The following is a 23309-nucleotide window of genomic DNA, read 5'->3' as shown; positions in this document are numbered from 1 at the left end:
AAGGTCTGGTCTCCAGCTCTGGAGGCAAAGATGGCTTTGGCATTCGAGGACACGACGGAACTGCGCGGCGACAGCAGCCTGGTTTGGGTTCCCGGTCGCACCTTCACGATGGGATCGGACAGTCACTACCCGGAGGAGGCGCCTGCCCATCTCGTGAAGGTCGATGGTTTCTGGATATCGGAGACCCCCGTCACCAACAGGCAGTTCAAAGCGTTCGTCGAGGCAACGGGTCACGTCACCGTAGCGGAGAAGGCCCCCGACCCGAAAGACTATCCCGGTGCGAAACCGGAAATGCTGAAACCCGGCTCTCTCGTGTTCACGCAACCCAAGTCGATAAGCGGTTCGGATATCGCGCAATGGTGGGTGTTCAAGTTCGGTGCGACATGGCGACGGCCGCTCGGCGGGCTCAGCGATTTACGCGGCAAGCTGGACCATCCTGTCGTCCACGTCGCCTATGCAGACGCTCTCGCCTATGCCATCTGGGCAGGAATGTCGCTTCCGACGGAGGCGGAGTGGGAAATGGCCGCCAAGGGCGGTGTCGATGAGTCCGAATTCGCATGGGGGNATGAGTTCATGCCCGGCGGGGTCGCCATGGCGAACACCTGGCTCGGCACGTTTCCGACCCATTCCACCAAGCCAAAGGGCCATGAGCGCACCTCACCCGTCCGTTCCCTCCCGCCGAATGCGCTGGGCCTTTACGACATGATCGGCAACGTCTGGGAGTGGACCAGCGATTTCTGGTCTACCCACCACCCAGAACCCGCGAAGCGCTCGTGCTGCGTCCCCAACAATCCGCGCGNCGACCTGACAGAGGCGAGTTACGATCCCCGGCAGCCTGCAATCAGGATCGCGAGAAGAGTGCTCAAGGGCGGTTCCCATCTCTGCGCGCCGAACTACTGCCGCCGCTATCGCCCTGCCGCCCGCCACGCGGAACAGGAAGACACGTCCACCAGCCATGTCGGATTCCGTTGCGTGAAGCGGCCGATCCAAGAAGGAGCACCGAGATGAGAAAACCAACGTTCGCACAAGAACCCATCTTCGCCGCAGTCGCGGTCGCGGTCGTCCTGTTGCTAAGTGGCCTGATCCGACCTGCGAGTGCGCAAGAGGTCCTACCCTCGTGGAACGACACCGCCGCGAAGACCCGCATCGTTGAATTCGTCAAGGCGACTGTAACGGAGGGCGGAGACGGGTACGTCGCGCCGTACGACAGGATCGCCGTGTTCGACAACGACGGGACCCTCTGGTCCGAGCAGCCGATCTACTTCCAGTTCGGCTTCATGCTCGACCGCGTCAAGACGCTCGCCCCGCAGCACCCCGAATGGAAGACCGAGGAGCCGTACAAGTCGATCCTCGCAGGTGATCCGATGGGCGCGCTGAAAAGCGGCGAGAAGGGAATGGTCGATCTTGCCATGAAAACCCATGCGGGCATGACCACCGACCAGTTCTCGAAGATCGTGACCGACTGGTTCGCGACGGCGAAGCATCCCAAGACGGGCAAGCCATATGATGAAATGACCTTTTTGCCGATGCGCGAACTTCTAGACTATCTGCGCGACAACGGCTTCAAGACTTACATCGTCTCGGGCGGCGGCGTGGAGTTCATGCGGCCGATGACCGAGAAGATGTACGGTATCCCGCCCGAACAGGTTGTCGGCAGCACGATCACGACCGAGTACGCGATCGTCGGCGACGTACCCGTGTTGAGACGCTTGCCCAAGATCGATTTCGTGGACGACGGCAAGGGCAAGCCATCGGGCATCAACACGTTCATTGGCAGAAAACCTATTTTCGTCGCTGGCAATTCCGACGGCGACTACGAGATGCTCCGCTGGGTGACAGCAGCCAAGGGTCCCGGTTTCGCGATGATCGTCCACCACACCGACGGTGCCCGTGAAGTCGCCTACGACCGCGACAGTGCCATTGGCAAGCTGGACAAGGCGCTCGATGAGGCCAAGCGCCGTAACTGGTTGGTGGTCGACATGAAGGCGGACTGGAAGAAGGTCTTCGCATTCGAAAACTAACCGAGGGGACGCTCGTATGAAGTGGTTGGCCGGGCTATTGTTACTCGTCATGATGTCCGGTCCCGTGCAGGCGCAGGATGGCCCTCGCCCGCAAAAGGTCGACGACCTGGTCAGGCTTTNGCAGGACCCGGAGGTCAGATCATGGCTGCAACAGGCTCCTCAAGCCAGTTCGCAAACGGCCACGGCAGGCGGTGGTCTGGCCGAGTGGGAAACGGCAACGCGCGATCGGCTCGACCGCATGCTCCACGCCATCCCGAGAATACCCGCAGAAATCCGCGCAGTGGCGCAAGAGGCCAGGGCGCAAGCGCTGGCGTACGGTGGCCTTCCAGTCTTTGTGATCTTCCTGGGCCTTGTTGCAGTAGGCCTCGTCGCCGAGAAACTCTTTNCAAAGGCAAGACCCGATAGCCGGATTAGCGACCGCCTGCTGGCGATCGGTATATTCACCGCCGCAATGGCGCTCGTCTTCTTTGCCTTCGACTGGCCCCCTCTCCCACGCATCATCCTCTTGGTCTCCCTGATCGGGGTTATAGCGTACCGCCTGATCTGCGTTCTTCTAGACGCGTCAACGACCATGATGCCGTCATCGAAGCGACGGTCGAAAATGTTCCTGGGCGTGGCGATCGCCGGGATCACCTTCGCATCGCTCGGACGGCCTTTATCCGTTGATCCGGCGACATCGGCTGCTGTCTGGTTTNGTACGTCGGCGATCCTCCTTCTCATGATACTGACGTTTACGATGCTGTCGCGAGGCGTGACGGTCCGTCGGCGCGTCGCACTTTGCCTGGCATACATCGCGGTATGGGCGCTCTGGTGCGTCGGCCTGCACGGTCTGTTCTGGCTGGCGGTCTACGCGATGGCACTCCCGTCCTCGCTCCGGTTGGTCGGGCAGACGGTCGCGGGCCTTATCCCTGAAAATACCGATGAGACCAGGCGCGTTCTTTTCATCCGTGGAAGCCGCGGCGCGGTGATCATCTGCGCGGTGGCGTGGCTGGCGATGGTCTGGCGGTTCGACCCCAACTCTCTCGTCCGCAGCGATCCTCGCGTTGCAGCCTTCTCGTACGGATTACTTAAAAGCGTCGTCGTCCTGCTGCTGGCCGACCTTGTCTGGCACATGGCCAAATCGTGGATCGACCGCAGGCTTCTGGTATCGAGCCCGGTCGGTGACGCGAACGACCTTGCCCGCCAGGGGCGACTGCGGACACTCTTACCGATCTTCCGCAACGTGCTGGCGGTGATGGTCGCCGTCGTCACGGGTCTGATCGTGCTCGCAGAACTCGGGGTCGAGATAGGCCCTCTCATCGCGGGTGCGGGCGTGTTCGGTGTCGCGCTCGGTTTCGGTTCCCAGACGCTGGTGAAGGATGTCATCAGCGGCGTTTTCTACATGCTGGACGACGCTTTCCGGGTCGGAGAATACATTCAGGCAAAGAGCTACAAAGGCACGGTCGAAGGTTTCAGCCTGAGATCGGTCCGTCTGCGCCACCACCGCGGTCCCGTCTATACCGTTCCATTCGGAGAACTCGGCGCGGTGGAGAACATGAGCCGTGACTGGGGTGTCGTGAAGTTTCGGGTCTCCGTTAGCTACGATGCCGATGTCGAGAAGGCACGCAAGCTCACCAAGAAGATCGGTGCCACGCTCGCCGAGGACCCCGAATTCTCGGCTCTGTTTATCGAACCTCTGAAGATGAAGGGCGTGGAGGAGTTCGGCGACTACGGGATGGTTCTCAGTTTCGGGATGACGCTGCGCCCAAGCGGACTCCAGTCCATGATCCGTCGCCGTGCCAACCTGATGATCCGGGCGGCGTTTCAGGAAAACGGCATCGAATTCGCTCAGCCGACGGTCCAGGTCGGCGGAGACGAAAAACAGGCTGCCGCGTTGTCGGCGGCGCGTCTCCTGGAGGCGAAAGCCGCGTCGGCGGCACCGACGTGAGACCGGGACCGACCCCCGTTACGTTACCGTAACTGTAACGTCCTTTGAGGTCGTCCCTTTACATCCTAGCGTCGGAGCATCTTTCAACCGAGGAGGAGAACGCAAGCGATGTCCAGAACAGGAACTATACGTCTCTCTGCCACCGCGGCTCTTGCTGCGGTGTTCATGACGACATCGTCAGTCGCCCAGGACCGGGGGCCAGAAGAGCCGCGCATCGAACCGGGGTCCGTCGAGGCCCTCAAGGCGATGGGAGAACACCTCCAGTCGCTGCAGTCGTTCAAGATCACCGCCCGAACCACGTCCGAGATCGTGCTGGATACAGACCAGAAGCTCGAAATCGGAAGCGTGGCGACCTACGAGGTGAAGCGCCCGGACCGCCTTCGCATCGACCTGGCTTCGGACGTGGTCCACGGCGAACTCGTCTATGACGGCAAGACCATGGTCTATGCCTCGCCTGACCAGAAAATCTATGCGCAGGTGCCCGCGCCCGCGACCATCAAAGAGACATTGGAACAGGCCGCCCAGAAATACGATCTCGCGTTCCCGCTCGCCGATCTCTTCGCGTGGGGTACTCCGGATGCGCCGACCGATCTGATCAGGGAGGGTTTCCTCGTCGGTCATGCCACCATCGACGGCAAGGAAACGGATCACTGGGCCTTCAGAGGTCAGGATCAGGACGCCGAGATTTGGATCGCCACCGAGGGCGGAGCGTTGCCGCTGAAGGTTTCGCTCGTCGACCGCGACGACATGACCAGACCTCGCATCACGACCGTGCTCGAGTGGACCGAAAACGCGGAAATCGCCGACGACGTCTTCCAGTACAAGCCGGAAGACGGCTCCGAAANGATACGCTTTCTGAAGGAGGCAAGCCGATGAAAAAGCCCGGTATCGTTTTAACCGCCCTTCTTGCCGCCGCGATCATCATCCCGCAGACGGCAGAGGCTCGAGGCGGCTTCGGCGGAAGAGGCCCCCGTATGAACTTCGGCGGAGGTGGAATGCACGCGGGCGGCATGCACCACTTCAACGCGCCGACCCATATGCAGCCGCGCTTTCATCCCGCGCAGCATCCACCGCACGTGATACACCCGCGGCCGGGGCCGCACCCCGTGCCGCATCCGTCCGGACTCCATCCTCACCCGCCATTGCCCGGTCCGCATCCAGGCCCCGGCCCGCACCCACCCGGACCGTTGCCACATCCTCCGATCCCGCGTCCCCTTCCGCCACTACCACCTCCGGCCCCGTACTGGCCCGGCTATTGGAGGCCGGGCGTTGCCTGGACCGCGGCGACCGCGTCAGCTATCGTCGTGGGAACGGTGCTCGCCACCCTACCGCCGGAATGCGTGACGGTGGTGGTGAGCGGCATCAGCTACCGAGACTGCGAGGGCCGATGGTTCGAGCCTCGGTATGACGGCCATACGGTGGTATACGTGGCTGTCGCCGATCCACGGTGACGTTCGGTAACGTCGAGTAAATGTCCATTGTGGTACGAGCCATACGATAGCCGTCCGTGACGGGCGATTGCGCCACGCAATCACCCTCATGGTCGGCTATCGCGTCTTGGCACGATTAGCGAGAGGACACAGGACAAGACAGGCATGGGAAATCCAAGAAAAAANCTGATCGAACACTCGATGCGCGGTGCCGGCTTTTATTCGTGGTCGCTTCAAACGAATATTCTGACGGCCGACAAGGCATATTCGGACATTTACGAGATCGACGAGAGAGAACTGGCGCATGGATTACCTGTCGAAAAAATTCTCGCCAGGATCGTCGACCAGGACCGTCCCCGGTTGGCTGCTCGAATTCATGACGTCATCCTTGGCGGGCAGTCGTTCGTTTCGTCATACGGAATCTTTTGTCCAAGCGGCTGCACGAAAGCTCTTCTGAGCATGGGCTCGTGTTCGAAAGACGCAAACGGCGACCCGTCTATTTACACCGGGGTCGTGCTCGTCGAGGAAAATTTCGGCAATGCGGTGGAAGATGTGCAACTCGAGTCACAGATTTCAGCGGCGATCGATTTGGCCCGGAACAGCAAGCGCGATCTGACCGAACGTTACTTGATTTCGGCACTCAACTCCTTATTGCCCGCTGACAAGTGACAGAATATGGGGTGGATGGGTCTGACGGTGCGACCCAGTGTCGACAAGGGGTGTCCCTGCCCCTCTCGCGGCTACGGGGAGATGTTACGCTTCTGCTGGACCTGCCGAGGATGACCGCTTCTCTCAAGCCGCCAGGACGGAGTTAGGAACCGCCGACGGAGGCACTGCTTCGACGATATTTCTGACGTCAACAACCCGCGTCGAAATCAGCAAACGGACGAAAGGGTGTCCTAGCTTTAAGAGAGACCCCGAACCATGGGCTCGTTCGAGTTCAAACGCCACTTCGGCACGTTGAAGTGTCGCTACGGACCTTGCTAACTGCCCTTGGGAAGCCTGTTTCCGGATTGTTTCGTCATTTCTCCGGATAAAGCTGGCGAGTCCTCGCATGAGTCCAGCTTCCTCCTGCAGATGCATGACCGAAATCATTATCTCCGTCGGGTTGTTCACGATGTCGTCCACCATAGTCATCGTCCATGCCACCTAGTTACGTTGTTCAAGCGTGACAGCCCTGACAGACCGGCGCAACGTTGGTAGACGAGCTCTGGTAGGCGAGTAGAACGACCTCGGAATGCTGAATTGCAAGCGCCTCTAGGTCAGGGGCGTGGGATCGTCCTGTCCAAAGGATTCGTGGAAGAGCAGCCCGACGATCATCGGTCCGATTACTGTCGTCGATCCGTTACTAGCGGTCGAGCAGTTCGCCGACCTTCTGCGTCAGACTGTCTACGGAGAACGGCTTGGTGAGAACCTGCATGCCCTTCTCCGGACTGCCTTCTTTCCAGACGGACGTTTCGGCGTATCCGGTTATGAACAGGACCTTGAGCGACGGCTTCACGGCGCGGGCGGCGTCGGCCACTTGGCGGCCGTTCATGCCGCCGGGAAGGCCCACGTCCGTGACGAGGAGTTCTACCTCGGGAAACTGCTGGAGAATCGTCAATCCGGAAGGACCATCGCCCGCCTCGAGCGTTCGGTACCCGAGTTCTTCGAGTACATCGACGGCCAGCATACGGATCGACGGCTCGTCGTCGATCACCAGGACGGTCTCCTTGCCTTTGATCGCGACTGACGGCCCGGTTTCCACGGCATCGTCTATTTCGCACTCGCCCTCAAACCGGGGAAGGTAAAGGCAGATCGTGGTTCCTTTGCCGACTTCTGAATCGATACGGATTTGCCCGCCGGACTGGCTTACGAAGCCATAGATCATGCTCAANCCGAGACCCGTTCCCTGGCCAAGTGGCTTGGTCGTAAAAAACGGGTCCACTGCGCGCGCTCGCACTTCGTCGGTCATGCCGGAACCCGTGTCGATCACGCAGACCGACAGATAGTTTCCGGGTGACAGGCTTCGCTCAGTCGCCGCCCTTCCCCTGAATGTGTGGTTCGATAATTCGATGGACAGCTTCCCGCCGTCCGGCATTGCGTCCCTGGCGTTGATGCACAGGTTCAGGAGCGCGTTCTCTAGCTGATTGGGNTCGACCAAAGTGAGCCAGAGATCGTCGGGCGCGATGACCTTCATCTCGATTTGAGGACCGACTGTGCGCGCCACCAGATCAGACAAGCCATCTACGAGAATCTTTACGTCGGTAGGCTTTGGATCGAGCGTTTGACGGCGGGAGAACGCCAGAAGCCGATGCGTCAGTGCGGCTGCCCTCTTGGCCGCTCCCTGTGCTCCGTCGATGTACTTGTCGACCTCTGTGTACCGTCCCTGAGACAATCGCTTCTGAAGCATCTCGAGACTACCGCTGATGCCGCCTAAAAGGTTGTTGAAATCGTGTGCAATGCCGCCCGTCAGTTGGCCGATCGACTCCATCTTCTGGGCTTGCCGAAGCGCGTCCTGAGCGATTTTGAGGTCGGCTTCCGCAGCCACCTGTTCGGAGATGTCTCGACCAACGGTATAGAAACTGTTGCTTCCGGGGGTCGGGTCAGGAACAGCGGACCACGCAAACGGAACCGCCGTGCCATCTGCCTTTAGAAGGCGGACGAGGAACTGGTGGACTGGCTTGCCCGATTGGAGGGCGGCAACCGTATCGCCAGTTGTGGGAAGGTCATCGGGATGGATAATTTCGGCGAACGGCGTCGCGAGCAGAGCTTCATGCGACCGCTCGAGCTGGCGGGACCAGGCCGGATTGATCGTCTTTAGCATTCCGTCAAACGTAGCGACGCCGAAGAGGTCGCGGGACATTTCGAACAAGCGGTCTCGTTCGCCTTCGGCGGCGGCGAGCAGTTTCCGGTCCAGGAGGACGCGTTCCTGTTCAGCGTGCGCACGAGCGCGCTCCGCCTTTACCCGCTCCGTCGTCTCGGTCGTCGTGCAAAAGACGCCAATTACAGAGCCATCGACTGCCAACACTGGAGTGTATGCGAACGCAAAGTGGGTTTCGGTCGGTTCCCCCTGTCTTGTCATATAAAGGACGATGTCGTCCATGTATGTCGGCTTGCCACGGTAGCAGTCTTCGATGAGCGGACCGACATCGTCCATGATGTCGCTCCAGACTACGTCGAGCCTCTCGCCCATCGCCGCAGGGTGGCGGCTCTGGAGCATCTCGGCGTATCCGTCATTGTAGAACATGCGCCGCTCTTCACCCCATGCAAGGAACATGGGCTGCTTGCTGCTGAGCATTACGCCGACCAACGTCCTGAGGCTTTCAGGCCAGTTCGCGGGAAATCCAACCGGATTATTTGTCCAATCGTATTTTCGGATCGCGTTTCCGGTGTCGCCGCCGCCGACGAGCCATGGCAAAGTCTCTGAATGAGTCAAATCAGTTCCGCCGTAGATATTTTTCTACAATCTAGGCGTTTTGGACAGCGGAACAAGTCGGTGACACAGGAAATCATGACCATCGTGTCGGCATTTAGACACCACCTCAACAACAGAAATACTCGTTCCGCCAGCGAATCGCGCCGCTGATGACAACCTACGTGGCTCAAGCCTTTTTGCGAGTTTTGACTGCGGGCTTGGTGGCCGCTATCAAACGATCCTCTTCCTCTTTTGCAAGCCGCGCTTCACGTAGGCGAGAGGTTTTTNCCTCACGCGATCTGGTCACGTGGTCGATCTCTTCGACTGCATTTCCGCGGCCGAAAAACTGGGATTGCACATCGCTGAAGGCGAGTTCGGCGTGTTCACGAGATTTGCTCTGGGACATGAGGCCCTCCAAAGGTTATTTTAAACTGAAAAAGGCCGGACGATTGTCCGGCCTTTCAAAAATGCTGCTCCTGCGATGCCAGTACGTCCGTGGTCAAAGCGGAAGCAGTCAAAAATCATGCGGACTGAAGGTTCGTCGCCGACATCTTGCCCGACTTCTTGTCACGCTCGAGCTCGTAGCTCAGCTTCTGTCCTTCGACGATTTCGCGCATTCCTGCGCGTTCGACCGCCGAGATATGGACGAAGGCGTCTTCGCCGCCGTTGTCAGGCTGGATGAAGCCGAAGCCCTTGGTGGCGTTAAACCATTTTACTGTGCCTGTGGCCATGATGAACCCTTTCAATACGTCGTTGTCAGTGCGCAAGGCCTGAAGGCCTCGCGAGAAGCATAACGATAGTTTGAAAGAAAAGTTCGTCGAGACGCAGGGGAAGCGCGGTAACCGAAGTTCAACAAGCAAAAGATCGATAGGCAATCATTAGAGGAAACGAATAAAGGCGTCAACTTTTAGCTTTGTGTCTTGTTTTTCGGATTTGCAGATTCTAGCTTTTGTCAGGGTGAAGGAAACGTGCCGGGACGTGGGGCCGTATGCAGACAGATGTTAAAGAAACGAAGCTGTTAAACCGCTTGATGCGAAAAGTGGCGTTTTACTCGTGGTCGATCCCTGAGAATATAATTACCGCCGACGAGACGTTCGGGGAGTTTTACGAGATAGGTGACGATGACCTCGTCCAAGGGGTCGCGGTGGAATTCATTCTTTCTCTGATCGTCGAAGATGATCGCGCGCGCCTGGCCGAGCGCATCCATAGTGTCTTGCTGGGCGGACCGCCNGCCGTTACGTCTTATCGTATTCGTTGCCCTAGCGGACAGTACAAGTCCCTCGTCAGCATCGGTTCCTGTTCGCGCGATGAAAACGGTTTGCCAGTCACGTACTCCGGGATTGTGATTCCTACCGAAGACATGGAAATCCACGAGACAGAGGCAGGGATCGAAGGCCATATTTCCGCGGCCATCGCGCTCGCCCGGCAGAGTGGTAATGCACTTACGGAGCGTTACCTGAAATCTGCGCTCCAAACTGTCGTAAAGACGTGACCCAGAGAGTGGAATTCTAAAGCTTCCGCCTATGTGCTAAATGGAGGCATCAGGGTCTTGTTTGCTAAANCCATGCTCTAACAGTGTTTTATGGACGAGTTCTGCCGTAAACGGTTTGCCTATGAACTTCGCGTTGCCCGAAAGGTCGCCCGGACCGGGAACGATCGCCCCGGACGCGATCACGACGCGGATGTGCGGCCAGCGCTCCGCGACAATGCGCGCCAGACCGAAGCCGTCCAGGTCGCCGGGCATCTGAACGTCGGTGAAAAGAAGCTGGAGCGATGAATGTCTGTCGAGGAACGCAAACGCCTGATCGGCCGTGGACGCTTCCACTACTGAGTATCCCTCGTCCGAAATCATATCCGCCGTGTCAAGCAGAATGAGCGGCTCGTCATCTACGACAAGGGCGATGGGTTTAACGAGCTGTTCGAATTCTGCGGTTTCGATGAACCCTAAAGCAACGGGACGGCGGTTTGTTCCTGATATGCCTGAGGATGACAACCCTAATCCTGTATGAAATCACTTTTCCGAAGGTTTCCCAGCTCCCAGAACATACTGCCTACAGAAGCGTCGGACTCTCCGAACTCGCCTTTTTCCTCGCCCACAGTTCGTCGGTACGGTTCACCACGATCAGCTCAGGCGGAAACGTCCGTTTCTGGATCGCAAGCGCTTCATCAAAGCTTCCGTGGAGCCACTGCTCATATTCGTCGCTCTGAAGCAGTACTGGCATCCGATGATGGACGGGCTGGATCGCAGCGTTCGCGTCGGTCATCACGCCGCTGTAAACGGGACCCCACTCGTCACTCACGCGCCATATGCCTGCCCACGCGAATATCGGGTCGTCCCGATGCGAAAACCATGTCCGTGTCATCCGGCCCTTTTCGCCTTCGGCCTCCGCGAAATGCGTAACGGGGATCAGGCACCGCCATTCGGGCTTTCGGGCAAGGCCGATCCACATCCCTTTTGTCATGTCCGCTACATTGTTCACGGGCCTCGGTTTNGCATCCGGCTTCATCGTTTTAAGACGCAAGGGAAATCCCCATGTCATCGAGCGAAGCTCTCTCAGGCCATCTTTTCCCGTCACCACCATCCCAGGTGTCCCAGGATAGACATCCTCAGGCGCGTTGGTTTGCAAAGTGTTCGGTGCGCGGAAATGGGCGGCAACCTCGCCAGCTGACGTGCGGACAGTATACAAGTTGCACATCGTGATCTCCCGAATTTAAGCGTGGGCTACATAAGCATGTCATCTCGGCAACGTGAAGCTTAAGGCTCTCCATCACTGGAAGTTCCGCGCCTTCAGCTTCAGCATGTCGATGTGCAGGTGCGGTATGGACATGTTTCTCGCTGGGGCCGAATTCTTCAGGTTGTCTTAGGGGGCGAGACCGCCGCCTGTAGAGAAACCGTCCTCGCGCGCTTGTAAATTGAACGATGTGTCTCCGTTGAGGTGGCTAGAAGTAGCCACAAACATCTGTATCCATATTAGTGCACAGCCATTCTTTTTGAAGGGAAATCAAATGTCCAAGGTCCTAGTTCTCTACTATTCCGCGTATGGTCACATCGAAACGATGGCAAACGCCGTCGCCGAGGGTGTGCGTTCCGCAGGCTCCGAGGCTGTCGTTAAACGGGTTCCTGAACTCGTACCTGAAGACGTCGCGAAGTCTTCGCACTTCAAGCTCGATCAGCAAGCCCCGATCGCTACTGCCGATGAGCTGACTGAGTACGACGCAATCATAATCGGTTGCGGGACTCGTTTTGGAACCGTTGCCTCCCAGATGCGCAACTTCTGGGACCAGACAGGTGGCCTGTGGGCGCAGGGGAAGCTGGTCGGCAAAGTCGGATCGGTGTTTACGTCGTCGGCCACACAGCACGGCGGGCAGGAATCCACTATCCTCGGCTTCATTCCAACACTCCTACACCACGGCATGGTGGTCGTGGGACTTCCCTACGCATTCCAGGGGCAAATGGGCGTCGAGGAAGTTAAGGGCGGCTCGCCATATGGAGCGTCCACGATTACGGACGGCGACGGTTCTCGCATGCCGTCGCAGGTCGAACTAGACGCTGCCAAATTCCAGGGCGCTCACGTCGCGAAAATCGCAGCGAAGCTTTCCTGAACTCGATAGGGCGGCAACAAAATCCGCCCGACTGAAAACGAACGGGGATAGCCATGGCGAAACCTTGGCTATCTTCTCAGCGCCATCTAGAAGCCGTCCCGACCTTGCTCACAGGAAATTCCGCGCCTTCACCTTCAACGTATCGATATGGAGGTCCGGTATGAAGATGTCCCTCGCTGGAACGGCAGGCTTCTGGTTGCCTCTGGGATCAGGACCGCCGCCCCTCGAAAACTCGTCGCCGCGCCCGTGTTGCAACGGGAACGCCGTGTCGCGTTCACCGAGGCTGCTGAGGTCGCGGGAGAAGTCAAACAGACGTTGAGCGACCAGATGGACGACATCGCCTTCCCGCTGAATCTTCCCGTTCACCCCCAACATCGAAGCCGACAGGACGACCCGCCGCTGGCGTTCGAACAGGCTCGGCCAGATCACGACGTTCACAACTCCAGTCTCGTCCTCGATCGTCGCGAACATCACCCCCTTCGCGCTGCCCGGCTTCTGGCGTACCAGCACGATGCCCGCGGTCCAGAGCCACTTGCTGTCGTGCTGGCTCGTCGCCTCCGCGCAGGTGACGATGTTCTTCCGCCTCAGGTCTTCTCGCAGGAAGCTCATCGGGTGATCCCGTAGCGTCAGACCCGTGTGTCCGTAATCCTCGACCACCTGTCGGCCTTCGACCATTGGGACAAGTGAAACCTCCGGTTCGACCATTTCCGGGACCGTCTCGGCTTCACGCTCGGCGGCCGCCGCAAACAGTGGCAGCGGGTCGTTGCGCAGTGCCTTGAGCGCCCAGAGCGCATCCCGTCGCTCAAGCTTCAGCGACGGCCTGAAGGCATCCGCCTCGGCAAGCTGTAGCAGGGCTTCCGTCGGCACTCCCGACCGCCGCCAGACATCGTCGGCGGAGATGAACGGTTGGTCCGCCCGAGCGACGACAATGCGGGCAGCATCGCGCATGGCCAGCCCCTTCACCATCCGCATCCCAAGTCGAACCGCATGGCGCTCGGTACCGGGAATGGCCTCAATCGTGCAGTCCCATCGGCTGGCATTCACACAGACAGGCCGGATTTCGACACCGTGCGCGCGGGCATCCGCGACGATCTGGGCGGGTGCGTAGAAACCCATCGGTTGAGAGTTCAAAAGGGCGGCACAGAACACGTCGGGGAAATGGCATTTGAGATAGCAGGAGGCATAGGAGATGAGCGCGAACGACGCGGCATGGCTTTCGGGAAAGCCATAGGAACCGAACCCTTCCAACTGTGAAAACGTCTTTTCCGCGAACTCGGGCGTGTAGCCGTTGCGGACCATTCCGTCGACGAGCTTGGTCTTAAACCGGGAGACCCCGCCAGTGAACTTGAAGGTCGCCATGGACTTTCTGAGCTGGTCGGCCTCGCCCGCAGTAAACCCCGCGCAGACCATAGCCACCCTCATCGCGCTTTCCTGGAAANGCGGAACGCCAAGGGTTTTGCCGAGGACCGCCTCCAGCTCCGGGGTCGGGTAATCGACGGCCTCCCTGCCCTCGCGGCGACGCAGATACGGATGGACCATGTCTCCCTGGATCGGCCCCGGGCGCACGATCGCGACCTGGATGACGAGGTCGTAAAACGTGCGCGGCTTGAGTCTCGGCAACATCGCCATCTGTGCACGGGACTCGACCTGGAACGTCCCGAGCGTGTCGGCTTTCCGGATCATCGCGTAGGTCGCATTGTCTTCCTGCTTGATATTCGCGAGATCGATCACGTCGTTCTTGTGTTCCCTAATGAGCGCAAACGCCTTCGACATGCAGGTCAGCATGCCGAGCGCGAGAATGTCGACCTTCATCATCTTGAGTGCTTCGACGTCGTCTTTGTCCCATTCGATGATCTGGCGATTGTCCATGGCGGACGGCTCGATCGGCACCAGCTCGTCCAGGCGGTCGTTCGTCAGGACGAAACCACCGGGGTGCTGGCTCAGATGTCGAGGCGCGCCCATGAGCTGCTGCGCGAGTTCGAGCGCCAGTCGGAGTCTTCGATCACTCAGGTTCAGGTTGTTGTCCTTGACCTCCTTCTCGGAGACCCCCTCCTTGCTCCAGCCCCAGACCCCTGACGACAGCTGACGGATCATGTCCTCGGGCAACCCCAGAGCCTTGCCTACGTCACGGAGTGCGCCCTTGGCGCGGTAGCGCGTGACCGCCGAACACAGGGCAGCCTTGGTGCGGCCGTAGGTGTCGTAAATCCACTGGATGACCTCTTCCCGCCGCTCGTGCTCGAAATCGACGTCGATGTCCGGCGGCTCGGCACGTTCCTGGCTAACAAACCGTTCGAACAGGAGGTCGTTGGTCTCTGGGTCAATGCTCGTGACCCCGAGGACGTAGCAGACGGCGGAGTTTGCCGCTGAACCGCGGCCTTGGCACAAGATGCCTTTGGACCGCGCGAAACGCACGATATTGAAGACGGTCAGGAAATACGGGGCGTACTTCATCGTCTCGATGAGCTGGAGCTCGTGCCGGATTGTTTNCACAACGGTTTCCGGCACGCCCTCGGGATAACGATCCGCCGCTCCCTCCCAGGTAAACTTCTCCAGGGTGGCCTGAACCCCCAGACCGGGAATGATAGCCTCTGACGGATACTGGTACTCGAGTTCGCTGAGGGAGAACGTGCAGCGCTTCGCGATTTCGACCGTGCGGGCGAGCGCCTCCGGATAAGCATCGAACAGTCGGTGCATTTCCCTGGCGTGCTTGAGATAACGATCCGCGTGGCGTTCACGGTTGAACCCGATGTCGTCGATCGTTTTGTTATGGCGGATGCAGGTGACGATGTCCTGTAGCTGCCGACGGCCCGGCTCGTGGAAAAGCGCGTCATTCGTGACGACCGTGCGGACGCGGTGTCTGACGGCCATGTTCGAGAGGTTATAGATGCGGAGCTTGTCGTTCGGGCGTCGTCTGAGGCACAGGCTGACATAGGCCCGGGCTCCGAAAAGCTCCGACATCCTGCGAAGCTGGATTGCACACGTCTCGTCGGCTTCGTCTGGGATCAGGATGCCGATCATGCCCTCCGCGTAAAGGCTGACATCGCTGAAATCCAGAATACACTTCGCCTTGCCGCCACGGGACTTGCCCAGCGACAGGAGACGGCAAAGACGGGCGTAAGCAGCCCTGTCTGTCGGATAAACCAGGATCGCCATGCCGTCGGTTAAATCCAGGCGGCATCCGACGATCAGGCGCACGCCCGTCGCTTTCGATGCCTCCCATGCCCGCACGATCCCCGACAGTGAATTCCTGTCCACGATACCGAGCGCTTCGATACCGAGTTCCGCCGCGGCGGCGAAAAGCTCGTCGGCGCTGGACGCTCCGCGCAGAAACGAGAAGTGCGTCGTTGTCTGGAGTTCGATGTATCTCATCAACCGAATATCCCGTGTATGAACCAGCGATGCGACCCGGTCGTCGTGTCCACGCCGTCGCCTGCGCGGTAGACCCAGAAGCGCTCGCCGCTGTCGTCCTCGACGACGTAGTAATCCCGGACGGCGTGGAACTCGGCATCCCGCAACCACCATTCCCCGAAGACGCGCTCCGGTCCGTCACCACGCACGATCCGACGACGCTTACCACGCCATGTCATCGTTCTTGGAGGGCTATCCGGGAGGACCGCCAGGACCTCGATCTCTTCGGGACGCGCGAGGAGCCTGCTTGGTCGCGGCCAGTTCGACGGCCAATCGACGCCCTTCTCTTCCGACATGGGACCGATACGCTGGAAGCTCCGTTCGGGGACATCGCCGGCGACCGGGGTCATCCTGTAGATGCGGTGTCCGCGGTTTCCGAGGATATCGACCAGCGGTGTCACGTCGACGACCGTCTCCTCGATCAGGGACGACGACTGCTGCCTTTCGACCAGAGGCTCCGCCCATGTCGCGACGAGCGACAGCTTCTCGATACCGAAGCCCGGATCGATCTTCTCGATCCTGTCGGTCAGCAGACGCGTCAGTCTCTTGTCGTCACGGACGGGTTTCGCGAGGCCAGCTCTGATCGCCTGTATCGTATTGTCGACGCGGTGGACGATCAGGTCGCAACGGCGGACACCGAGGCCGCGGGTCTCCAGCTCGGAGCAAAGCTGCCCGACAAGGCGGCCGACGTATTTCGCTATCGTCTCAGCGGCCCCGATCGGCTCGGCGAACGGGCGGTGTACTTCCACGATCTCGGGGGACCGTATGGGTTCTATCGGCTCGGCCGCACGACCAAACAATTGGTCCAGCCGCCTCCCGACCTCCGGGCCGAAGCGCAGGGTCAACGGCGCTCGTGGCATGGCCGACAATTGGCCGACGGTCTCGATCCCGAGAACCCGCAGGCTGTTCACCGTTTCGGGTGCGAGTCGCAAACAGACGATAGGAAGGCCCAGGACGGCCTTCGTCGTCTCGGACACGGGAACGACCGTCCATTCGGCTGAGGTGCATCTGGCGATCGCGTGCGCCGCGCCCCACGTGTCCGCCACGGCCGCTCGCGTCACCACGCCGACACCACGGAGGCGATTGACCATCCCCGACACCATGAGTTCTTCGCCACCCTGAAGATGATCGGCACCCTCCGTGTCGATGACGATGCCGTCCGTGCCGTCCACGGCGACGACCGGGCTGTATTGCCGGAGCATCCAGAGCGCCATCTTGTCGAGCGCGGCCAGATCGCCGACCGGGTCTGCATCGTACATGGCGAGATCGGCGACCAGCGCCTGGGCCTTGCTCGCGGGCATGCCGATGCGCAGACCGAGCTTTCGCGCGGCATCATCGGCTGCGCAGACGGTCCGCCTGGACCCTGACCGGGATATCACCACCATCGGCTTGTCAGGAGGCGGTGTGCCGTCGGCCCCTGCCCTCCGTATCCGATCCGTAGGCCATCGGGGGAAATATAGAGAGACGACCCTTGCCATCACATGCTCCAACGCAAAACTCTGCACACTCGCCCGCACGCGATCTCATCAACTCCGCCAGCCATCTCGGCCTCCCAACGCCCGCAACCGGGATGCCTTCCGAAGGCAACTGGCTTATCCGCCACCTCGTCACCGATGCGGTCGGCTGGCCGTAGTCGTTGGCTTCGGTCTGCCGTCTCCACCGTCTGAGAGCGAGACCCATGGTTCCCGACTTCTCGGCGGCCAATTGAAGCCGTCTCGAAGCGGTCATCGGCAACCGGACGATTTCACCCACGACCGCCCCGAGGCCGCCGAAGCTCAAACCCTCTTCGAAGGAGGCCAGGACATCCTCTTCCTTGTCCGCCTNGACGTAGATGACGCGGTCGGGATGAAGGCCCGCCTGCGATATAGACGGGGCGAACAGGTCGGGCCTGCTCAGGCACCAGAGGATTTTCCCCTTTGTCCTCGCGGCGATCCCGGCCACCATCAGCGCGGCAGCCGCGCCGTCCACCGTTCCCGCACCGCCGCCAGCGAACTCGTGGAGCGCGCCGAAAGCCAGTCCCCCGCCGGGAAGCTTGCCGTCGATCTCGGGAACTCCGAACGGTAGGCATTCCGCCTTTTTCGCGGACCCGCCTTCGAGCTTGGCGATCTGTTCGCGCAGGTCGTCGATGAGACCTGGAGACCGGGCATACGTTCTCATTCACGGACCTCCTTCGGCTCGAGTTTGGCAGGAATTCATTCCCAAAAATGATTGACGTTCTCTTTCTGTTCCGTTCAATAGACAGAGTCAAGTCGGTAGAATCGGGTATTTTAGATGACGTGCATTTGTCATCACGAGAAANCCGAGATGAATCAGGACTCTAACAGGCGTTGCTAAGTGACCGGTCCGATTGGACTTTTTTCAGACAACCAAGGGAAGCATGGATCAGGAACCAACATTACGATCGATCAAGGGGCCGATCATCGCCGTCGAATGCAGGGCCTGCGGGGTTTACACCGAACTAGACCGAGAGAAGACGGTTCGGCGGTTCAAGGCATCGGCACCAGTATCTCGCGTGCGCCGCGTTGTCGTGGGTGCCTGCGATCGGATGTGCGTCGGCGGGGTGGACAACTGCGGAGCTCGGTTTATATCGCCCCAAACCTCACGGACTAACGATTGATTGACAGGTCACAGGCGACATCGGATCGCCATAGCCAGCGGTCCCATTCAAAGCCAGATTGATGATTCTGATGCCATGAAGTTAATGAGCGCAAAGACGCGGATGAAGTCTGCTGTTGGCCGAGGCTGTGTAAAANCCCGGTTTNGAGGTAGAATCATTTTCGTCGATCGGAGGTGGCAATGTCAGGCTATATCGAAGGCATCAGTCGTGATCAGGCTACGCTTTTTCCAGATCGCCTTGAGGATTGGATCGACGAAGATCACCCCGTTCGAGTGATCGATGCATTCGTCGATGCCATGGACCTGGTCGGCGCGGGTTTCTGCCGGATGTCACCTGCGCAAACCGGACGGCCCTGTTACCACCCTTCGATGTTGCTGAAGCTTTTCATCTACGGCTACCTGAACCGCATCCCCTCAAGCCGACGGCTTGAACGTGAAGCCGGGCGCAATGTTGAGGCCATGTGGCTGACCGGGCGATTGGTTCCGGATCACAAAACCATAGCCGATTTCCGCAGAGACAATGGTCCGCCAATCCGTAAGGCCTGCGCCAGGTTTGTTGAACTATGCCGTCAGATCGGTGTGTTGAGTGGTGGCAATGTTGCGATTGATGGCAGCAAGTTCAAAGCCGTTAACAATAGGGATCGCAATTTCACTTCCGGCAAAATCGAACTACGGATCAGCCACCTAGAAGCAAGCGCTTCGCGATATTTAGAGGAGATGGGAAGGGCCGACACGCTAGAGCAATCCGAGGCGACGCTGCGCAAGGTCACACGGCTGAAGGAGAAGCTCGCTCGTGTTCAACAGGAAGTCCGTCGGTTGGAAGGAATAGCAGAAACGCTGAAGGATGTACCAGACGGCCAGATTTCGCTGACCGATCCAGACGCTCGATCCATGGCGACACATGGCAAAGGCACGGGTGTGGTGGGCTACAACGTGCAGACGGCAGTCGATGTAGAGACGCATCTCATCGTCACGCACGAGGTCACTAATATCGGCAATGATAGATCGCAACTGGGGCCCATGGCCAAAGCGGCAATGGAAACATTGAAGCTCGATGAGCTCGATGCCATCGCCGACCGTGGTTACTTCAATGGAGCAGAACTGCTTAGCTGCCATGAGGCCGGGATCACTGCAACAGTGCCGAGGCCAGAGACGTCGAACAACCGCAAAAANGGCATGTTCGTAAAGGCTGACTTCGTCTACGACGGTAGCGCCGATACATATGTTTGCCCTGCCGGAAAGGCCTTGGCATACAGGTATACAACGGAGGAAAAGGGTCTGATGCTTCGGCGTTACTGGCGCACCGATTGTCCGTCATGCCCTCTCAAGGCACAATGCACAACAGGCAAGGAACGGCGGATCACGCGCTGGGAACACGAGCATCTGATCGACGCTATGTATTCCCGGATGGAAAAGAACCCGAACCTCATGCGCGCCCGACGATGCACGGTCGAGCATCCGTTCGGAACCATTAAAGCATGGATGGGATCAACCCATTTCCAGATGCGCAGGCTGAACAACGTCCGAACGGAGATGGCGCTACACGTATTGGCCTATAACATCAAACGTATGATCAATATGATTGGTGCAGGAGCGCTCATTACAGCCATGGCCGCTTGAGGCGGCAACTGAACGCCATTTTGGGCCGCAAAAACCGCCACACCAACCTTCAGGCCTGTCTCCGACGCCTTACAGCACCCAACAAACACAAAATCCAGCCAATTCCACCAGACCAAGCTCGATTAGGAAATCCCATGGGTTGCGCTGGTGTTTTCACACAGCCTCGGCCCAAAGCGGACAGCCGATTATGGCATTGCCGTTCTTCTGATTCGCTGCAGTATCATCCGTGTACCTTCTTTTCTTCGTTGGCCTGACTTGCCAAATAGCGGCAACACAGGATTTTGAAGGATTCAAATCGATGAACACAACAGCCTCCACCGTGAAGTCTCGGAACATTCTTGTCCTGGGGGCCGGGGAACTCGGCATGCCCGTTCTGCGCAACCTGGCTCTTCGCGCCAAGGACGTCGAGGGCGCGAAGATCAGCGTTTTTCTGCGCGCAAGTGCCGTTGTATCTGATGTGCCGGCGAAGCAGCGCGACATCGCTGAAATCGGAGACCTTGGTATCGAGATCGTCGAAGGTGATTTGGTGAAGAGCTCAATCGACGAACTGGCGTCTCTTTNCTCGAGGTACGACACCGTCATCGGCTGCGCTGGCTATGCGGCTGGGATTAATACACCGATGAAGCTTGCCAAGGCGGCGTTGCAATCCGGGATTCCACGCTATTTCCCTTGGCAATTCGGCGTCGATTTCGAAGCGATCGGACGCGNCGGCCCGCAGGACATTTTCGACGCTCAGCTTGATGTCCGGGAACTCCTTCGCTCCCAGAGCAAGACTGAGTGGGTCATCATCTCCACCGGCATGTTCATGAGCTATCTCTTCGAACCGGATTTCGGCGTCGTTGATCTGCAGACGCACACAGTCAACGCCCTCGGCAGCTACGACACTGCTGTCACGCTGACCACACCCGACGACATTGGTGCTCTCACCGCTGAAATCGTCTTCTACGAGCCGACCATTAGCAACGAGATCGTCTTCCTTGCCGGGGATACTATCACCTACGGTGAACTCGCAGACAAACTGGAAGTAGGTTTGAACCGCCCCTTCAGCCGGTCCGAATGGACTGTCCCGGTTCTGATGGAGGAATTAGCAAACGACCCCNAGAACATGATGCGGAAGTACCGAGCAGCCTTTGGTATTGGGCGCGGCATGGCGTGGGACAAAGCTAACACGTTCAACGTAAGCCAAGGCGTCAAAGTGACGGCTGTGTCCGATTGGATCGAGACGAATCTTTGCGGCAAGTGAGATCGCCCGCAGCCATCATGGACAGGAAACAGTGACTTGGGAGCGTGGTCCGAGAATGCCCCCAAGTCACGCTGCGATCCGCATACGCTAGAATGCGGGCGTGCTTTCCTCCATTTCGACGCAACGCTTGTTCGTCAAAATGTCTGCCAGGAAGGTTTTTCTGGCGGGCAGGAATCGTAATCCTCTCGTGCCTTGAGAAACTCGCCGGAATTCTCCACGACCCATGTCCACAGCGGAACCATTCGGATGAGAAGACCCATCCCTAGTTCTGTTAGTTCGTATTCAACCCGAGGCGGCATCTCAACGAGATCGTGGCGAGTGACGAGACCATCTCTTTCAAGTTGGCGGAGCGTTCGGGTGAGCATTCGCTGCGTGACGCCGTGCATTCGTTTTCCGATATCTGCGTGCCGAAGCCTGCCATAGACACCGAGGGTATGTATGACGCCGAGCGACCATCGGCTTCCCGCGTGTGTAAGAACCTCCCGGCGCACACCGTCTTCGTCCTCACGAAGGCCATCGCACACCGCTTGAGAATAGGTAAGCATCTCTTCTCTGGTCATTACTCTTGCCTCCGGTCTCCCAGCCCTCGTCATACCAGTCTTCAGAAGACATTCCACCTGCCTCTCCTGCGTTTTGAAAGGTTCATAGAATTTGACAGAATGACAGCGTTGTTGGTGTCACCGATGGCTGAAGACGTCCGCTGTTGGCGCAAAGCTGCGAAGACAGCACTTGGCCCAGAGTGGACATGGTGGGAAGCGTTCAGCTCGCCTGCGACGGCGCCGCTTGCGATCACCTCGCTTTTGAGCAATCATCTGCAGAATATGGACAATGCGGGCTGCCAGAGGACAAATCTATGTTTCATCGCTTCATGGCTTAAACCGTTTTGCCTTAGGGAGCCTCTCGTTGAAGAAAACTCGTCGCCAATCAGACCATCAGGCCGAGCAAACCCTGTATCGCTTCGACCTCAATCCTCCCGATGTCGATAGCTGTCTCTCTCAGCTCCACGCGGCTTTCTCCGGCTATCGTCCGCGATGGGATTGGTGCCGCCAGTGCTTCGCGGTAGATGACGAGGCACGAACACGAAGTGCGGGCGATCCGCGTCGCGCCACCCTCGAAAGCTTCGGGCAAATCTACTTCGAGCATCCTAACTGCTCCGNCGGCCGCGACACATTCCTGCATTGGCTGCCCCGTGGGCTGGAACTAACATTCCTGAACTTTGACGATGACTACTTTCCAATGGAAGGCGCTATGCGACTTGGGCTCTGGCGCTGGCCGCGAGAAGAGCAGGATGCTCTGCGCGCCTTGTTCTGCAGCGTCGCGATGAATTGGTTCAACGGCGGCGATCCCGTGCCATTCGAGCGTGTAATGCGCAAGTCGAACACAGACATGGATAACCTTGTGTCCGTACGCATCGTCAAAGCGCTCCTAATGCTCAGGATCAACCCCTTCGAGCTGTTTGCTTGGCTCGGACGAGCGAATTCAACCCGAGCGCGGGGCGTTCTGGTCGGACTCACGACCCATGGGCATCTCGTCGACGAGGGTGACTACTATGTTCTGGACGATACCACCGACGAACCATTGCTGCACGAGGGAATTCGAGCCTTAGATCGCCTCGCTTTGGACGCTCTTCAGCGGATCGCCACCGACAAGCGGCTAATATGTCTGTGGGCGTGGGCTAACCGAGAAGATTTGATGTTGGCCCGCACTATCGAGAACACGGAACCGTTGCGAACGCAACGCGCCCTGCGCTTGTTGGTGACGGAACGCCAGAAGGATCGTGTGATCGTCCAAGCTGCTGTCGTTTGAGCCGCCGCTGGCGTACTACTGTCTAGAAATAGGTGTGCGATATCTTCGAATGCGCGTGACGGCTGTCGCAAAATCGACTGCCTCTTGTACCGCCACCGTTGGGATTGTGAGGCGACCAGAGACCCTTCGAGGAATGTCCGGTGTGGCGCAAAGTTGCCGAGTGAACCGCGCCGGGTTTGCCGGAGGCCATTTCGTTTAAGTTATGCGGCCATGGCTGGTTCGTCCAGCATGGCGTAGT

18 protein-coding genes are annotated in these 23309 nt (G+C 58.9%); 9 read left to right on the top strand and 9 right to left on the bottom strand.

Features of this window, described 5'->3' with window-relative positions; genetic code table 11:
• Positions 1–30 precede the first annotated feature (30 nt).
• From CUC55_RS01905 to CUC55_RS01890, 4 genes are all read left to right on the top strand, one after another.
• On the top strand, positions 31–1008 hold the full coding sequence (locus CUC55_RS01905) for a formylglycine-generating enzyme family protein (RefSeq protein ID WP_103086814.1): 978 nt from the start codon (positions 31–33) through the stop codon (positions 1006–1008).
• The gene (locus CUC55_RS01900) at positions 1005–2021 is read left to right on the top strand and encodes an HAD family hydrolase (protein ID WP_067652502.1); all 1017 of its coding nucleotides are present in this window, start codon (positions 1005–1007) and stop codon (positions 2019–2021) included. The genes CUC55_RS01905 and CUC55_RS01900 overlap by 4 nt, the downstream gene beginning before the upstream one ends.
• Positions 2022–2037: 16 nt before the next feature.
• On the top strand, positions 2038–3948 hold the full coding sequence (locus tag CUC55_RS01895; RefSeq protein ID WP_103086813.1) for a mechanosensitive ion channel family protein: 1911 nt from the start codon (positions 2038–2040) through the stop codon (positions 3946–3948).
• A gap of 108 nt (positions 3949–4056) precedes the next feature.
• Complete coding sequence (locus tag CUC55_RS01890; protein ID WP_245417675.1) at positions 4057–4824, top strand: DUF2092 domain-containing protein; 768 nt, start codon at positions 4057–4059, stop codon at positions 4822–4824.
• Positions 4825–4841: 17 nt separating this feature from the next.
• On the opposite strand, the gene CUC55_RS22660 is transcribed toward CUC55_RS01890, so the two are convergent.
• Positions 4842–5003 (bottom strand): hypothetical protein, encoded by a 162-nt coding sequence (locus CUC55_RS22660; protein WP_157940890.1) that lies wholly within the window; start codon positions 5001–5003, stop codon positions 4842–4844.
• A gap of 540 nt (positions 5004–5543) precedes the next feature.
• Here CUC55_RS22660 and CUC55_RS01880 point away from each other — a divergent pair.
• Positions 5544–6047: a PAS domain-containing protein gene (locus CUC55_RS01880; protein WP_103086812.1), complete on the top strand. Its 504-nt coding sequence runs from the start codon at positions 5544–5546 to the stop codon at positions 6045–6047.
• Positions 6048–6726: 679 nt separating this feature from the next.
• Here CUC55_RS01880 and CUC55_RS01870 read toward each other — a convergent pair.
• Together CUC55_RS01870 and CUC55_RS01860 are read right to left on the bottom strand one after the other, a co-directional pair.
• Positions 6727–8607 carry a hybrid sensor histidine kinase/response regulator gene (locus tag CUC55_RS01870; RefSeq protein WP_425352713.1) on the bottom strand — a complete coding sequence of 627 codons (1881 nt, stop codon included), beginning with the start codon at positions 8605–8607 and terminating at the stop codon, positions 6727–6729.
• Positions 8608–9296: 689 nt separating this feature from the next.
• Positions 9297–9506, bottom strand: a complete 210-nt coding sequence (locus tag CUC55_RS01860) for a cold-shock protein (RefSeq protein ID WP_067652490.1) — start codon at positions 9504–9506, stop codon at positions 9297–9299.
• Positions 9507–9763: 257 nt separating this feature from the next.
• Between CUC55_RS01860 and CUC55_RS01855 the strand changes: the two genes are divergently transcribed.
• Positions 9764–10267, top strand: a complete 504-nt coding sequence (locus CUC55_RS01855; protein WP_067652488.1) for a PAS domain-containing protein — start codon at positions 9764–9766, stop codon at positions 10265–10267.
• Between the two features lie 36 nt (positions 10268–10303).
• On the opposite strand, the gene CUC55_RS01850 is transcribed toward CUC55_RS01855, so the two are convergent.
• The gene (locus CUC55_RS01850) at positions 10304–10768 is read right to left on the bottom strand and encodes a response regulator (protein ID WP_245304023.1); all 465 of its coding nucleotides are present in this window, start codon (positions 10766–10768) and stop codon (positions 10304–10306) included.
• Between the two features lie 58 nt (positions 10769–10826).
• The gene (locus CUC55_RS01845) at positions 10827–11471 is read right to left on the bottom strand and encodes an SOS response-associated peptidase (RefSeq protein ID WP_067652486.1); all 645 of its coding nucleotides are present in this window, start codon (positions 11469–11471) and stop codon (positions 10827–10829) included.
• A 310-nt stretch (positions 11472–11781) separates the two neighbouring features.
• Here CUC55_RS01845 and wrbA point away from each other — a divergent pair, with 310 nt between their 5' ends.
• Positions 11782–12378: an NAD(P)H:quinone oxidoreductase type IV gene (gene wrbA / locus CUC55_RS01840; protein ID WP_067652483.1), complete on the top strand. Its 597-nt coding sequence runs from the start codon at positions 11782–11784 to the stop codon at positions 12376–12378.
• 108 nt (positions 12379–12486) lie between these two features.
• Here wrbA and CUC55_RS01835 read toward each other — a convergent pair whose 3' ends face one another.
• The 3 genes from CUC55_RS01835 to CUC55_RS01825 are packed head-to-tail and all read right to left on the bottom strand — an operon-like array spanning position 12487 to position 17943.
• The gene (locus CUC55_RS01835; RefSeq protein ID WP_103086808.1) at positions 12487–15747 is read right to left on the bottom strand and encodes an error-prone DNA polymerase; all 3261 of its coding nucleotides are present in this window, start codon (positions 15745–15747) and stop codon (positions 12487–12489) included.
• Positions 15747–17264 (bottom strand): Y-family DNA polymerase, encoded by a 1518-nt coding sequence (locus tag CUC55_RS01830; RefSeq protein WP_082760322.1) that lies wholly within the window; start codon positions 17262–17264, stop codon positions 15747–15749. Before CUC55_RS01830 ends, CUC55_RS01835 begins: the two co-directional genes overlap by 1 nt.
• Positions 17179–17943: an ImuA family protein gene (locus CUC55_RS01825; RefSeq protein ID WP_103086807.1), complete on the bottom strand. Its 765-nt coding sequence runs from the start codon at positions 17941–17943 to the stop codon at positions 17179–17181. The genes CUC55_RS01830 and CUC55_RS01825 overlap by 86 nt, the downstream gene beginning before the upstream one ends.
• A 639-nt stretch (positions 17944–18582) precedes the next feature.
• On the opposite strand from CUC55_RS01825, the gene CUC55_RS01820 reads away from it, so the two are divergent.
• Both CUC55_RS01820 and CUC55_RS01815 read left to right on the top strand, forming a co-directional pair.
• Entirely contained in the window at positions 18583–20022 is a 1440-nt protein-coding gene (locus tag CUC55_RS01820; RefSeq protein WP_103086806.1) for an IS1182 family transposase, read from the top strand.
• Between the two features lie 298 nt (positions 20023–20320).
• Positions 20321–21265: an aromatic alcohol reductase gene (locus CUC55_RS01815; RefSeq protein ID WP_103086805.1), complete on the top strand. Its 945-nt coding sequence runs from the start codon at positions 20321–20323 to the stop codon at positions 21263–21265.
• A 134-nt stretch (positions 21266–21399) separates the two neighbouring features.
• Here the strand turns inward: CUC55_RS01815 and CUC55_RS01810 are convergent, their stop codons facing one another.
• Positions 21400–21825, bottom strand: coding sequence for a winged helix-turn-helix transcriptional regulator (locus CUC55_RS01810; protein ID WP_067652796.1), 426 nt, complete (start codon positions 21823–21825; stop codon positions 21400–21402).
• Positions 21826–23309 lie beyond the last annotated feature (1484 nt).

This window comes from Agrobacterium bohemicum (assembly GCF_002896715.1).
GTDB classification, from domain to species: Bacteria; Pseudomonadota; Alphaproteobacteria; order Rhizobiales; family Rhizobiaceae; genus Agrobacterium; species Agrobacterium bohemicum.
This window is presented reverse-complemented; position numbering and strand designations above follow the sequence as displayed.